General features: G+C 45.9%; 15 protein-coding genes. 6 read left to right on the top strand and 9 right to left on the bottom strand.

Annotated features, from left to right (window positions below; all coding sequences use genetic code 11):
• Window positions 1–7: 7 nt before the first annotated feature.
• The 4 genes from ICN14_RS08390 to ICN14_RS08375 are packed head-to-tail and all read left to right on the top strand — an operon-like array spanning window position 8 to window position 2,042.
• Window positions 8–187, top strand: a complete 180-nt coding sequence (locus ICN14_RS08390) for a hypothetical protein (RefSeq protein WP_216226026.1) — start codon at window positions 8–10, stop codon at window positions 185–187.
• A gap of 33 nt (window positions 188–220) precedes the next feature.
• On the top strand, window positions 221–775 hold the full coding sequence (locus ICN14_RS08385) for an FMN-binding protein (protein WP_216226025.1): 555 nt from the start codon (window positions 221–223) through the stop codon (window positions 773–775).
• Window positions 772–1,599, top strand: coding sequence for an FAD:protein FMN transferase (locus ICN14_RS08380; RefSeq protein WP_216226024.1), 828 nt, complete (start codon window positions 772–774; stop codon window positions 1,597–1,599). The genes ICN14_RS08385 and ICN14_RS08380 overlap by 4 nt, the downstream gene beginning before the upstream one ends.
• Window positions 1,596–2,042, top strand: a complete 447-nt coding sequence (locus ICN14_RS08375; protein ID WP_216226023.1) for a hypothetical protein — start codon at window positions 1,596–1,598, stop codon at window positions 2,040–2,042. Before ICN14_RS08380 ends, ICN14_RS08375 begins: the two co-directional genes overlap by 4 nt.
• A gap of 40 nt (window positions 2,043–2,082) precedes the next feature.
• Here ICN14_RS08375 and ICN14_RS08370 read toward each other — a convergent pair whose 3' ends face one another.
• The 3 genes from ICN14_RS08370 to ICN14_RS08360 are packed head-to-tail and all read right to left on the bottom strand — an operon-like array spanning window position 2,083 to window position 3,538.
• Entirely contained in the window at window positions 2,083–2,295 is a 213-nt protein-coding gene (locus ICN14_RS08370) for a DUF2892 domain-containing protein (RefSeq protein ID WP_216226022.1), read from the bottom strand.
• A gap of 39 nt (window positions 2,296–2,334) precedes the next feature.
• Window positions 2,335–2,652, bottom strand: coding sequence for a metalloregulator ArsR/SmtB family transcription factor (locus ICN14_RS08365; RefSeq protein ID WP_255536030.1), 318 nt, complete (start codon window positions 2,650–2,652; stop codon window positions 2,335–2,337).
• A 13-nt stretch (window positions 2,653–2,665) separates the two neighbouring features.
• Complete coding sequence (locus ICN14_RS08360) at window positions 2,666–3,538, bottom strand: MBL fold metallo-hydrolase (protein WP_216226021.1); 873 nt, start codon at window positions 3,536–3,538, stop codon at window positions 2,666–2,668.
• Window positions 3,539–3,604: 66 nt separating this feature from the next.
• Here ICN14_RS08360 and ICN14_RS08355 point away from each other — a divergent pair, with 66 nt between their 5' ends.
• Window positions 3,605–4,429 carry a sulfite exporter TauE/SafE family protein gene (locus tag ICN14_RS08355; RefSeq protein ID WP_216226020.1) on the top strand — a complete coding sequence of 275 codons (825 nt, stop codon included), beginning with the start codon at window positions 3,605–3,607 and terminating at the stop codon, window positions 4,427–4,429.
• 59 nt (window positions 4,430–4,488) lie between these two features.
• The gene (locus tag ICN14_RS08350; RefSeq protein WP_216226019.1) at window positions 4,489–4,986 is read left to right on the top strand and encodes a hypothetical protein; all 498 of its coding nucleotides are present in this window, start codon (window positions 4,489–4,491) and stop codon (window positions 4,984–4,986) included.
• 80 nt (window positions 4,987–5,066) lie between these two features.
• Here ICN14_RS08350 and ICN14_RS08345 read toward each other — a convergent pair whose 3' ends face one another.
• The 6 genes from ICN14_RS08345 to ICN14_RS08320 all read right to left on the bottom strand — a co-directional run bounded on the left by ICN14_RS08345 (window position 5,067) and on the right by ICN14_RS08320 (window position 12,677).
• Window positions 5,067–5,795 carry an ABC transporter ATP-binding protein gene (locus tag ICN14_RS08345; protein ID WP_015420530.1) on the bottom strand — a complete coding sequence of 243 codons (729 nt, stop codon included), beginning with the start codon at window positions 5,793–5,795 and terminating at the stop codon, window positions 5,067–5,069.
• Between the two features lie 31 nt (window positions 5,796–5,826).
• Entirely contained in the window at window positions 5,827–7,755 is a 1,929-nt protein-coding gene (locus ICN14_RS08340) for an ATP-binding cassette domain-containing protein (RefSeq protein WP_216226018.1), read from the bottom strand.
• Window positions 7,755–8,633, bottom strand: a complete 879-nt coding sequence (locus ICN14_RS08335) for a branched-chain amino acid ABC transporter permease (RefSeq protein WP_216226017.1) — start codon at window positions 8,631–8,633, stop codon at window positions 7,755–7,757. The genes ICN14_RS08340 and ICN14_RS08335 overlap by 1 nt, the downstream gene beginning before the upstream one ends.
• Before the next feature lie 147 nt (window positions 8,634–8,780).
• The gene (locus tag ICN14_RS08330) at window positions 8,781–9,965 is read right to left on the bottom strand and encodes an ABC transporter substrate-binding protein (RefSeq protein ID WP_216226016.1); all 1,185 of its coding nucleotides are present in this window, start codon (window positions 9,963–9,965) and stop codon (window positions 8,781–8,783) included.
• A gap of 146 nt (window positions 9,966–10,111) precedes the next feature.
• Window positions 10,112–11,041 (bottom strand): EamA family transporter, encoded by a 930-nt coding sequence (locus ICN14_RS08325; protein ID WP_370624833.1) that lies wholly within the window; start codon window positions 11,039–11,041, stop codon window positions 10,112–10,114.
• Complete coding sequence (locus tag ICN14_RS08320) at window positions 11,034–12,677, bottom strand: GMC family oxidoreductase (protein ID WP_216226015.1); 1,644 nt, start codon at window positions 12,675–12,677, stop codon at window positions 11,034–11,036. Before ICN14_RS08320 ends, ICN14_RS08325 begins: the two co-directional genes overlap by 8 nt.
• Between the last annotated feature and the right edge of the window lie 27 nt (window positions 12,678–12,704).

Below are 12,704 nucleotides of genomic sequence, written 5' to 3'. Positions count from 1 at the left end.
GGTAATTATGGAAAAGCAAAATTTATTAATGGCCGCACTGATACATTTGATTAAGTTTCAGTCTACTCATTGCGCGACTGCGAGAGAGCGGGCATTGATGATGTTTGAGGCCTTAGCTCAAATAAGTGAAAGCACTGAAGATCTTGATGATCTTTGCTTTGAGGCCAATGCATTACTGGCAAATTAATTTATATCCCCCTCAAGAAAAAGAATTTAGAACATGAACTGGAAACTTAATCCTCTATTCATTATTGGGCTGGCTGCAACAACGATACCGATGGTCGCGCATGCCAAGATTTACGTATCCGTGGAGCAAGCACAAAAGATACTCATACCCAATAAACCGCTTATCAAAAATCCCATCATCATTACAGATGAACTGCAAGACAAAATGCGCTCAGCATCGAGTGTCCGACAAGCTTTTCAAGGAGATCGCATTTGGAAAGCAGCTGACGGAAGTTGGTTCATCGTAGATGAGGTGGTCGGTAAACACGAAATGATTACCTATGCCGTAGCACTAAGCCCATCGGGTGCAGTCACCGGCATTGAAATCCTAGACTATGTTGAATCCTATGGGTACGAAGTAGCTGAAGCCCAGTGGCGTAATCAGTTTATTGGCAAAACAGCAGCAGATCCCATTAAGCTTAACCAAGATATTCAAAACATTGGTGGCGCCACCCTCTCTTGCAAACACCTCACTGATGGCGTCAAGCGTATTGCAGTGCTTTATGACATTGCACTCAAAAACCAATACCAAGCGCCCAAAGCAAAATGATTCGCTGCAAACCACTCTTAGGCACCTTTGTTGAAATTTCAACTGAAGATGGAGAACACTCCCTGCATGCAATAGAGATGGCATTCACTGCCATTGAACAGGTTCAATCCTTGATGGGATTTCATGATCCGGAGAGTGAGCTTTCTCAAATTAATGCTAGATCCCATTTAGAGCCGATTCGCATTCACTCCTGGACAGCCGAGGTACTGGCCATTGCTAAAGAGATTCATATTGAGTCTCAAGGCATATTTAATTGTGGGGTTGGTCACCGCCTGGTAGAAGCAGGTCTACTGCCAAGGCATATCAACTTAAATGATCACTCATTCGGAGGCATTGAAGATCTTCGATTTATTGAGCCAAACCTAGTTCAATCTAAGCCCCCACTCTGCCTTGATCTTGGTGGCATTGCCAAAGGCTACGCTGTAGACAAAGCCGTTGAGGCTCTACAGGCTACAGGCGTTGTATCTGGTTCGGTCAATGCAGGAGGTGATATGAGAGTCTTTGGTGATAAAGCACAAGACATTCAAGTCCGAAATCCGAGTAAGCCTCTAGAGTTAATTCAGATTGGTAGCATGAGGGCAGGTTCTATTGCGACTAGTAGCCTCTACTTTGCAAAACGCGACACTGATGCCAAAAGTTATATGGTCAATCCCCTTAATCATGAACACATAGAGTTTTCCGAGTCTTACTCAGTCATCGCTAATGAATGTGTCTATGCGGATGCCCTAACTAAAGTGGTCAGCATTTCTGGCAATACCCAACATCCCTGCTTGAGTCATTTCTCTGCTCAAGCCATCAAAATTCCTCACGCTACTACCCTATGAACAACACTAGTCGCCTTGGCAAGATGCCAGCATGGCAAAAACATTTCGTCCTCATTGGCATGTTGAGCTGCTCTCTTACCGGTACAGCCTATTTGCTTGGGCATGAATTTCACATTCAAGGCCCTGTATTGGGCGCTCCCTCTATCCTGATGTGGCATGGCATTGCCGCAATGATTGCTACGATGGCTTTGGGCTCAGTCTTACCTTTTCACCTAAAAGCGGGCCTCAAGTCTAAGAGGAAGTTGTGGAGCGGATTAAGCCAATTGGCTTTTTTGGCTACTTTATTGATATCAGGCGCCTTGTTGTACTACGGCCCTGAAGAAATTCGAGATAGCGTCATCACAACCCACTGGGTGATTGGCATTGCTTTCTTTGCCATCTTTTTGTTGCACGCCGTTTATGCTAAAAAAGTGGGTACTCCAAATGGAAATAAGGCGTATTGAGTTTTATCTCTCAATACGCCTTAATCACACAGTAGAAAACTTACTTACAGCAAGAATCTTTGTCGCTAGATGTTCCGCAAGAATTGATTCCCAACAATGGGTAAGCTGGGCAGAAACGGAAAATGCCCGTAGCCAAAGGAATCACTCCAAGCCAGCCCCACCAACCTACGGTACCGTTAGCTGCAAGTGCTACCAGCACAATACCTACCGAGATTCTTAAGATACGATCGATACCACCGACGTTACATTTCATAATGAACTCCCTTTAAAAACGATTAAACAATTCTTTAAATTACTTTTTACAGTAATGCTTGTATAGCAAGCTCATTACTGCTACAGCAACCTGGCTTGATAGGGAGTAATAAATTTGTTTACCCTCTCTACGCGTTTTAACCAGATTTTCCTTACGTAATACGGTGAGCTGCTGGGAAAGGGTTGGCTGATGCAAATCTAATGCTGCCTCCAGCTCACCAACGCATTTTTCTGCTTGCCCAATTTCACATAAGAGCATCATGCGATCACGGTTCGATAAGACCTTCATGAGCTTGCAAGCCTCATCTGCCGATGACTGCATCTTCTTTAACTCTGCTTTAGAGATAGGCATATTCATTGTCATCACCCAATCAAAGCGCGTTTAAAGGAATTTTTAGGTAGGCAACGCCATTGGCATCTGGCTCAGGAAAATGTCCAGCCCGAATATTCACCTGAATGGAAGGCAAAATTAATGTTGGCATTTCCAAGGTTTTATCGCGCGCTGTACGCATCTGTACAAATTGATCCTCAGTGACACCATCATGCACATGAATATTGTTTGCCTTCTCATCGGCAACGGTAGTCATACCCGACGCGGGACGATTGTTTGGCGGGTAGTCATGGCACATATATAGCTTGGTCTGGCCAGGGTAAGACAAGAGCTTCTGAATCGAGCGATAGAGGGTCTTCGCATCGCCACCAGGAAAATCACAGCGCGCCGTACCAACATCCGGCATAAACAAGGTGTCGCCTACAAAGATGGCATCACCGATTTCATAAGCCATACATGCGGGGGTATGGCCCGGCACAAAAAGCGCCTTCAAGGAAAGATTTCCAAAGACGAGTGACTCACCTTCTTTAAGCAAGTAGTCAAACTGGGTGCCATCAGCTTTAAAGCGATCATCTAGATTGAAAACACCTTTAAATACTATCTGTACATTTTTGATGTGATCCCCAATCACCAACTTACCACCCAGGTGACTTTGCAAGTAAGGAGCAGCAGTTAGATGGTCTGCATGGGCATGGGTCTCCAGAATCCAACTTACCTGAAGCTTGTGCGCTTTAACGAAAGTAATTACCTCATCAGCAGATTTGGTGCTAGTTCTGCCCGACTTAGGGTCGTAGTTCAATACAGAGTCGATGATGACGCACGAACTGCCATCACCTTCATAGACCACATAGGTGTAGGTCCAGGTTTCTGGGTCAAAAAAGTCCTTAATTAGCGGGGTTTGCTGTGTGGTCACGAGATTCTTTCGATTGAATAAATATTATATATATTTATATACTATATTAATCTAAAATAAATTGCAATGGACTACTCAACCCTTATCAGCCCAGCACTAGGAATCCTAGTGGGCGTCCTTATGGGCCTCACCGGCGCTGGGGGCGGTATTTTGTCGGTTCCTTTGCTGGTCTTCTTTCTGGGCCTCCCTATTGCGGAGGCTGCTCCGATTGCACTGTGTGCCGTTGCCCTCGCTTCTAGTGTTGGGGCCATTCTAGGACTGAGAGATAAGATCCTGCGCTATAAGGCCGCAGGGTTCATGGCCCTCTTTGGATTGGCGCTATCCCCTTTAGGCCTTTGGCTTGCCCCACAGATTCCGAACGCACCGCTACAGATTCTGTTTAGCTTGATTCTCTTATATGTAGCCATCCAGCTATTGAGTCAAGCGCGCAATCAAATCAATAGCATTCCCGAAGCCAGCAGAAAGCCACCTCCTTGCCTAATGAACCCAGCCATTGGAAAGCTCCAATGGACCCTGCCCTGCGCACGTGCATTGATGTTTGCCGGCAGTATCGCTGGCTTCTTATCTGGATTACTCGGTGTTGGCGGCGGTTTCATCATCGTCCCTGCACTCAAGCGCTATACCGATTTACCAATCAAATCGATTGTTGCTACCTCACTCGGTGTTCTTGCCATCATCACTGGTGGAGGTGCGATTTTCTCAGCAGCTTCTGGCAGTCTCAATATATTGGTGGCAGCACCATTTGCGCTAGCGGCTTTAGGAGGGCTGTTGATTGGGCTCCTCTTAGGTAAAAAGTTAAGCGGTCCGCATACTCAACTCATTTTCTCGATCTTCACTTTAGCGATTGCAATTAGCCTGCTCATTAAAGGTGTGCTAACTTTGAATCCGTGAAACAACCGCTTCAATCTTTTCCTCTTATTTTCTCTCTCATACTGTTGGGAGCTCTACTCATGACACTCAAACCCAGCTCTTTTCTAACTAACTCTGTGAGCACTATTTCTGGAACGGTCAGTAATCTCAATAATGAGCTCCTGGAATATGTAAATCCTGAAAAGCCCACTCATGATCATTCTTCGGTGTATTACCAGCGTTTCTTTGTATCCAAATTCAATTTAGGCAATCAGGCTATCGAAGCTAAATTCTCAACACCTATGGTGGTGAGTGATGGTGATACCGTGACAGTCTCCGGCTATCAAAAAGGCAATGGCTTTCAGGTGCTCGCTTATGTCAATCAGAGCCAGAAGATGAGCAAGCATGAGAATTGGATTGTCTTGGGCCTAGGCGCCCTATTCTTCTTAGCAGTTGCCCTAGGGCTTCTCAACTCAGAACTAGCGGCTGAGGGCGCATTAGTACCTAAGTTATTTTTGATTGGTTTTGTAGGTGTCGCTATGTATATGGGTTATCGCGCCCTACTCATTAGAGAGGCGATCTCACTGCTTCAGAATTAGTTTGGCAAGTGGTTTGATTGCACCTCAATAGAAAAAGCCCTCTTTCGAGGGCTTTTTAACAATCAGCACACAACTAAATCTTAGTGACCGCCAGCACCACCCAAGTAAGCTGCTTTCACAGCTGGATCATGCATCAGCTTGTCGGCTGGACCATGAGTAGCAATCTTGCCATTCTCGAGTACATATCCGTAGTCAGCAACGTTAAGAGCCGCAGCAGCAAACTGCTCAACCAATAACATCGTCACACCCTGAGATTTGAGGTTAGAAATAATCTTAAATACTTCCTCAACCAAAATTGGTGCAAGACCCATTGATGGCTCATCCAAGAGAATGATCTCTGGGTTGAGCATCACAGCACGAGCCATCGCCAGCATCTGTTGCTCACCACCGGACAATGTTCCAGCCAATTGGTTACGACGCTCTTTTAAGCGCGGGAACATTTCTAGAGCGCGCTCTAGATCGTTCTTAATATCACCCTTTGGACGGCTACCTGTAAAGCGTGGAAATGCGCCTAACAGGAGGTTGTCATTGACTGACATAGTCGTAAATACACGACGACCTTCTGGGCTATGAGCTAAACCTAAGCGAGCGATTTTATGAGAGTCGTAACCATCAATTTTTTCACCGCCCAAGGTTACTTCACCACCAGTTGGTTTAATCATGCCGGTGATAGCACGCATGGTCGTTGTTTTACCGGCGCCGTTTGACCCGATCAAAGTAATAACTTGTCCTTTAGGCACATCAATATTGATGCCGTGCAGAACTTTTACTTTGCCGTAGCCTGCTTCAAGATTCTTAATAGATAACATGGTATTTACCGATTCAATATAGTTCTAGTGATTAAGTACCCAAGTAGGCATGAATCACCTTCTCGTCTGCCTGAACTTCAGCTGGTTTACCTTCTGCAATCTTCTGACCGAAGTCCAATACAGAAACGGTATCGCATACTGACATCACCACATCCATGTGATGCTCAATCAGGATGAAGGTAATACCGTTATCGCGGATCTTACGAATAATGCGCAAGAGCTCTTTGATATCAGGCGCTGTCAAACCAGCCGCAGGCTCATCCAACAAGAGCAACTCTGGATCCAATGCCAATGCACGGGCAATCTCCAAGAGACGTTGCTTACCGTATGGCAAGTTACGCGCTTCTTCATTTGCCAAATCATCTAAACCAACAAACTTCAGGAGAGCCATTGCGCGAGCGTGGGCTTCGGTTTCTTCTTTCTTGTAACGCGGCAGATTTAAGGCAATCTCCACCATGTTTGATCTGAAGGTGTGGTGTAAGCCAACCAAAATATTTTGGATTGCTGTCATTTCACCGAAGAGCTGAACGTTTTGGAAAGTACGTGCAATACCTGACAAGGCGATATCAGATGAAGTTTTACCAACTACGCTCTCGCCAGCATAGAGAACATTACCGGCGGTAGGCACATAAATACCCGTCAACACGTTCATCATCGTGCTCTTACCGGAACCGTTAGGACCGATCAGACCATGAATAGTTCCGCGCTTGATACTCAGATCAACATTGTTCAATGCTTTCAAGCCACCGAACTGCATCAATACAGAGTCTACTTTCAGGAGCTCAGCGCCGGAATTTTGATCGCTAACTTTGCTGATAAAGCTAATGGAGTCGTCTACCGCTTCAACTTCTTCACCGCGAGTAGTTTTTGTTTTGCCAACGATGGATTGGTAGAAGCTCTTCGCAAAACCAACAATACCGTTTTGCAAGTAGTACACAACTAACAAAATCATGAAGCCGAAAATACTCAAGCGCCAATCTGAAATGCTATTGAGCCAGAATGAGAATGCCGCCAAACCAACAACGCCTGCAATCGGAACTGCAACGCGGCGTACTGTAGTGACCTTTTTCGACAAAGCCATCGCAGCACCTACCACTACAACGATTGCAATGACAGAGGCAACAATACGGAATAGGTTGATGTCATCCAAGAGTTTTGGCAACAACACAATGATCGCCGCACCAATAACTGCACCAAGGCGTGACTTGCGTCCACCCATGATGATGCCTAGCAAGAACAAAACAGCAAGTTCGTTGTTATAGGTATTTGGTGAGATGTACTGTTCAGAGTAGGCATACAAGCAACCAGCCAAACCAGCAAAGCCCGCACTGATCACAAACGCAATCACCTTAAAGCGATATACGGATACACCCATACAGTCACAAGCAATTGGGCTGTCACGCAAAGCTTCGAAGGCACGACCGATTTGGGATTTTACAAAGCGGTCAACGATGATCAGAGAGATGATCAAAATGGCAGAGACCAACCAGAAATACTCTGCTTTGGTCATAGGTACGCCCATCAACTCTGGCTTTGGAATCTTGATACCTAATGGGCCTTCAGTCAACCAAGTCATCTCGTTAATCAGAATCTGTGCGATTGTGCCAAATGCCAAGGTCACCATCGCAAGATATGGTCCGATTACTTTCAATGCTGGCAACGCTAAGATGCCGCCAAAGATCGCAGTGACAATAATAGATGCTGGAATATTGATCCAAATTGGCAAGCCAAAGTGGAAATATAAAACACCGGCGGTATATGAACCGATTCCAAATAAGGCAGCGTGCCCTAAGGAAACCTGACCCACATAGCCCACCACGATATCCAAACCAAACAACAGAATGGTGTAAATCAGAATCGTTTCAACTAAGTGAATGTAATAAGGGTTATGAATAAACAGGGGTAATACAAACAGCCCCGCAATCGCAATTAATAGAGGTATTAGAGACTTCTTCATCATTAAACTTTCTTAATTGCAGATTTACCAAAGAGACCAGATGGTTTGTATGCAAGCACTAGCAACAGCAAAATCAAACCTGGTACATCTTTATAACCAGTAGAGATATAAAAACCTGTAGCTGTCTCAACGATTCCCAGAATCAAACCACCCACAATGATTCCCATACCGCTGGAGAGTCCACCAATAATCGCAACCGCGAAAGCCTTTAAGCCTAAGGCGCCACCCATACTTGCGCCCGTCAATGTCAGAGGGGCAATCAATACACCGGCAAACGCTGCAGTCAATGAAGAAAGAGCGTAAGAGAAAGTAATTACCAAGCTGGTATTGATGCCCATCAAACCAGCAGCATCACGATCGTTTGCTGTTGCTACAACAGCCTTACCGTAAATCGTTTTACGGTTAAAAAACTCGACCAATAGCATCATCACAAGCGCACCAACCACCACCAAAATTTCCATTGGCAAAATGTTTGCGCCAAGGAACTCCATTGGCTCCATCGGCAATGGTGAAGGGAATGGCAATGCGTCGCGTCCCCAGATATTTTCTGCTACGTTCTTGAAAATAATGCCGAGTGCGATGGTGGACATAATCCAACCAAACTCAGATTTAATCTTGATTGCAGGACGCACACCAATGAGCTCTACAAAGCTACCTTGAATCATGCCGAACAAACAAACTACGGGAATCATGACCCAGTAGTTCATGCCAAAAGTGTCTACGCAGGTTAAACCTACTAGAGCACCCAACATCAGTGCTTCACCTTGACCGAAGTTCAGAGTGCCTGATGTGGCAAAAGTTAGCTGGAAACCGAAAGCGATTACCGCATAGATCATCCCCACCGCGATACCGCTTGAGAGGATTTGTGCAAGCATGTCCATTTTTATTGGCCTAAAAGAAAATACTTAAAACTGTTTTATTAACGAATTCGACATTGTAAGCAAAACGCCGCCTTTTGGGCGGCGCTTTGATCTAACAAATGTTGCAGTGCAAAATAATTAGTGCTATTGCCTGCACACTTCAGCTAATTACTTCTTCTTAGCTGTAGCGTCTTCAGCATTCAAGAACTCAACTTTACCGTTCTCAACAACACCCATGACTACGTCCTTAGCTGCGATAGCCTCGTGGTTAGTAGCGCTAAATGGCTTGTTGTAAGTAATTACAACGCCTTCAACCGGAGTCTTTAAGTCTTGCAAAGCTGCCAAGATCTTTGGTCCTTCTGTGCTATTTGCTTGCTTGATAGCGGCTGCCAAGAGGTATACAGAGTCGTAGCCTTGAGCTGCTGATACTGGGGAAGCGATGATACCGTTCTTAGGTTTGAAATCCTTCAGGTAAGCATCTACGAAAGCTTTACGCTTTGGTGTAGTTGCAGGATTCTGAATGAAAGTCTCAGGCATTGTTGCGCCGTTACCGTTCTTACCAGCAGTATCAATGAAGCTAGCCATAGACAATGTCCATGAACCGATCATTGGCTTCTTCCAACCCAACTTCGCCATACCGTTAGCAATTTGTGCCAACTCAGGTCCAATTGCGTAAGTCAAAATCACTTCTGCACCAGCATTTTTTGCTTTGAGCAATTGTGAAGTCATATCCACGTCGCCAATGTTGAACTTCTCTGTAGCTACTGGAGTTACGCCATAGCCCTTCAAAGCCTTTTCTAAGTCTTCGCGACCCAACTGACCGTAGTTTGTAGAGTCAGCCAAGATAGCTACCTTCTTCAAACCACGCTTCTCAACCGCTTCTTTAGCGATCATTGGTGCTTGAATGTTGTCAGCTGCTGCGTTACGGAAGATGTAGTTCTCTGGTGCATTAGGGAACTGCTTAGTGATCAATGTGCCAGTTGCCACGTTGTTCATTACAGGGATCTTCGCCTCTTGGTAGAAACGCTGTGAAGCCAAAGCAACACCAGTGTTGATATAACCGAGAGTAGCAACTACTTTTTCATTGTTAATCAATTCTTGAGCAATTTGTACGCCACGTTCATTCTTGGCTTCATCATCGCGTTCAACTAAAACAATCTTGTTGCCATTAACACCGCCGGCAGCATTAATTTCTTTTGCGGCAAGACGCACGCCGTCACGCATACTTACGCCCATGGATGCTGAGCCGCCAGTGAACGGGCCTGCAACACCAAGTTTGATATCGGCAGCGTATGCGCCGGTTGTAAACATTGCAGCAGCAGCTACTGCAAAAATGTGATGACGAATATTCATAAAGTCTCCATGACTAAAAATGCTTAATTAAATAAATTCTTTTTTAGGTACAACTTGAAACGAATAGCCATCTTACAGTTAATGTAGGGGCAAAAAAAGGGGTTTGTATTAGGGTTTTACATTAGCCCTTGAGGATAAAAGTCGTTTTAAAAAAACTGACGACTTTTCTCTCGCAATGTTGGCCAGAAAAGATTGACCACAAGACCGGCAATTACCAAGCCAGCAGCCATGACTTTCCAGCTTGGCAAAGCCTCGCCCAGGAAGAAGGCTGAAGCCCCCATTCCAAAAATGGGTACTAGCAAGGGTGCAGGGGCTACCACGGCTGCTGGGTGCTTTGAGAGCAACCAGCCCCACGCTGCATAGCCAAATAAGGTGTTAGCCCAGGACTGCCAGAGCACGCCCACCCAAGCCCCCACGGGGGCTGCCAAGGTGACTTCCCATAAATGATTAACGCCACCCTCAAAGATGAGTGAAGTGATCAGTAGAGGGGGTATTGAGAAGGCGCTTGCCCAAACTACATAGGACAGCATATTGATGGCACCCGCCCTACGGCTCACGGTATTGGCAATCCCCCAGGAGAAACCAGCAAATACCACCAAAGCAAGGCCCAAGAAAGTCGTTGTGGAATCTGTGTGCAGCGCAATAATTACTAAACCTGTCATTGCTACCGCAACAGCTACTGCCTGATAGAGCCTCAGACCCTCCTTGGCAAAGAACATTGCAAAGCCAATGGTGAAAAACACCTGCGTCTGAATAACCAAAGAAGCGAGCCCTGGAGAAATACGTCCATCTATCGCAAAGTACATCACACCAAACTGCCCCACCCCGGTTGCCAGACCATAGACGCAAAGATTGCCCCAAGAGACCTTAGGCTTGGGCATAAAAAATACCACCGGCAATAAAGCAAAAATGTATCGCAGAGCTGCAAAGAAAAATGGCGGGAAGCTATCGAGAGATATCTTAATAACTACAAAGTTTGTTCCCCATACCGCAACAATGGCGAGCGCCAAAAGTAAGTGACTTGCTGGAAGCCCAGGATGGGACTGCGAACTGCCTTGTATTTTTGAACTACTCACTCGTGAGCAATTCAGCAGCGCGTTGCGCAATCATCATGGTCGGCGCTGCAGTATTACCAGAAGTAATTGTTGGCATTGCAGATGCATCAACTACTCTCAGATGATGAATGCCTCTCACGCGTAATTGTGAATCGAGCACTGACATCGGATCGTCATCGCGCCCCATCTTGCAAGTGCCTACTGGATGAAAAATCGTCGTACCAATATCACCAGCAGCTTTAATAAGCTCTTCATCAGTTTGATATTGCTTGCCTGGCTTGTACTCATCTGGTGTGTAGGGCTTGAGTGCAGGACTTTCCACAATCTTGCGCGTGAGGCGCAATGAGTCTGCAGCCACTTTGCGATCTTCCTCAGTCGATAAATAATTTGGTGCGATCACTGGAGGCGCTTCTGGATCGAGCGAGCTGATGTGCACACTGCCGCGAGAGGTTGGGCGTAAGTTACAAACGCTTGCAGTAATTGCATTGAAGGAATGTAAATCTTCACCAAACTTTTCTAGCGATAGAGGTTGTACGTGATATTCCAAATTTGCTGAAGGCTGATCGGGCGAGCTGTATGCAAAAGCGCCTAGCTGCGAAGGCGCCATTGACATCGGGCCAGAGCGCTTAAACACATACTCCATACCAATTAACAACTTACCCAATAAAGAATTCGCTTTGGTGTTCAAAGTCTTAATTCCATTGACCTTGTAGATCATGCGCAACTGCAAATGGTCTTGTAAGTTCTCGCCTACACCAGGTAAATCGGTAACCACCGGAATGCCTAGCATAGTGAGGTGTGCGGCTGAACCAACACCTGAGCGCTCTAGAACCTGCACGCTACCAATGGCGCCTGCGCTCAAAATCACTTCGCCTGGATTACTAGCATCGGAAGCGGTGCAATGCACATCGATGGTTTTGCCATCTTTAATATATTGAACACCGAAGCAATTTTTCGAACTTGGATCAATCAATAATTTATTGACCATAGCTTCAGTCACTACAGTGAGATTGGATCGCTTGGCAGCATCACGCAAAAATGCTTTAGAGGTATTGAGTCGCCAACCTTTGCGCTGACTGACATCAAAATACCCGACTCCAAAATTATCACCTTGATTGAAGTCATCGGATGCGGGGATACCAGCTTGTACTGCTGCTTCCCTAAAGATATCCATGATGGGCCAACGCAAGCGCTGCTTAGAAACAGTCCACTCGCCACCTTTACTGTGCCACTGATTAGCTGCGCCGTGATAATCCTCAAATGATTTGTAACGGCGCAATGCGTTTTGCCAAGACCAAGACTCATCTCCGGTTGCCTTAACCCAGGAATCGTAGTCGCCTGTTTGGCCGCGCATATAGATCATGCCGTTGATAGAAGAGCAACCGCCCAAAACTCTACCGCGCGGATATAACAATGAGCGCCCGTTCAGACCTTTTTCAGCAGCAGTCTTAAAGCGCCAATCTGCCCTCGGGTTATCGATGCAATACAAATAGCCAACTGGCACATGGATCCAGATGTAGTTATCGTTCTTGCCAGCTTCAATTAAGAGCACCCGTTTAGCGGGATTCTCAGTCAGGCGCTTGGCTAGCATGCAGCCTGCGCTGCCGGCGCCAATGATGATGTAGTCGTAGGTATTTGGATGGCTTGTTGTGCTCATGTCTCTACTTTTATAGATGCCTATTTT

Origin of the sequence: Polynucleobacter sp. MG-27-Goln-C1 (assembly GCF_018881905.1) — a bacterium.
GTDB lineage: Bacteria > Pseudomonadota > Gammaproteobacteria > Burkholderiales > Burkholderiaceae > Polynucleobacter.
The sequence above is the reverse complement of the archived record's forward strand: the minus strand, read 5'-3'. Positions and strand labels throughout refer to the sequence as shown.

Excerpts from the sequence above, each read along its gene's own strand:
- ICN14_RS08390 (WP_216226026.1), top strand. The coding sequence starts at position 8 with ATGGAAAAGCAAAATTTATTAATGGCCGCACTGATACATTTGATTAAG.
- ICN14_RS08385 (WP_216226025.1), top strand. The coding sequence starts at position 221 with ATGAACTGGAAACTTAATCCTCTATTCATTATTGGGCTGGCTGCAACA.
- ICN14_RS08380 (WP_216226024.1), top strand. The coding sequence starts at position 772 with ATGATTCGCTGCAAACCACTCTTAGGCACCTTTGTTGAAATTTCAACT.
- ICN14_RS08375 (WP_216226023.1), top strand. The coding sequence starts at position 1,596 with ATGAACAACACTAGTCGCCTTGGCAAGATGCCAGCATGGCAAAAACAT.
- ICN14_RS08370 (WP_216226022.1), bottom strand. The coding sequence starts at position 2,295 with ATGAAATGTAACGTCGGTGGTATCGATCGTATCTTAAGAATCTCGGTA.
- ICN14_RS08365 (WP_255536030.1), bottom strand. The coding sequence starts at position 2,652 with ATGAATATGCCTATCTCTAAAGCAGAGTTAAAGAAGATGCAGTCATCG.
- ICN14_RS08355 (WP_216226020.1), top strand. The coding sequence starts at position 3,605 with ATGGACTACTCAACCCTTATCAGCCCAGCACTAGGAATCCTAGTGGGC.
- ICN14_RS08350 (WP_216226019.1), top strand. The coding sequence starts at position 4,489 with ATGACACTCAAACCCAGCTCTTTTCTAACTAACTCTGTGAGCACTATT.
- ICN14_RS08345 (WP_015420530.1), bottom strand. The coding sequence starts at position 5,795 with ATGTTATCTATTAAGAATCTTGAAGCAGGCTACGGCAAAGTAAAAGTT.
- ICN14_RS08340 (WP_216226018.1), bottom strand. The coding sequence starts at position 7,755 with ATGATGAAGAAGTCTCTAATACCTCTATTAATTGCGATTGCGGGGCTG.
- ICN14_RS08335 (WP_216226017.1), bottom strand. The coding sequence starts at position 8,633 with ATGGACATGCTTGCACAAATCCTCTCAAGCGGTATCGCGGTGGGGATG.
- ICN14_RS08330 (WP_216226016.1), bottom strand. The coding sequence starts at position 9,965 with ATGAATATTCGTCATCACATTTTTGCAGTAGCTGCTGCTGCAATGTTT.
- ICN14_RS08320 (WP_216226015.1), bottom strand. The coding sequence starts at position 12,677 with ATGAGCACAACAAGCCATCCAAATACCTACGACTACATCATCATTGGC.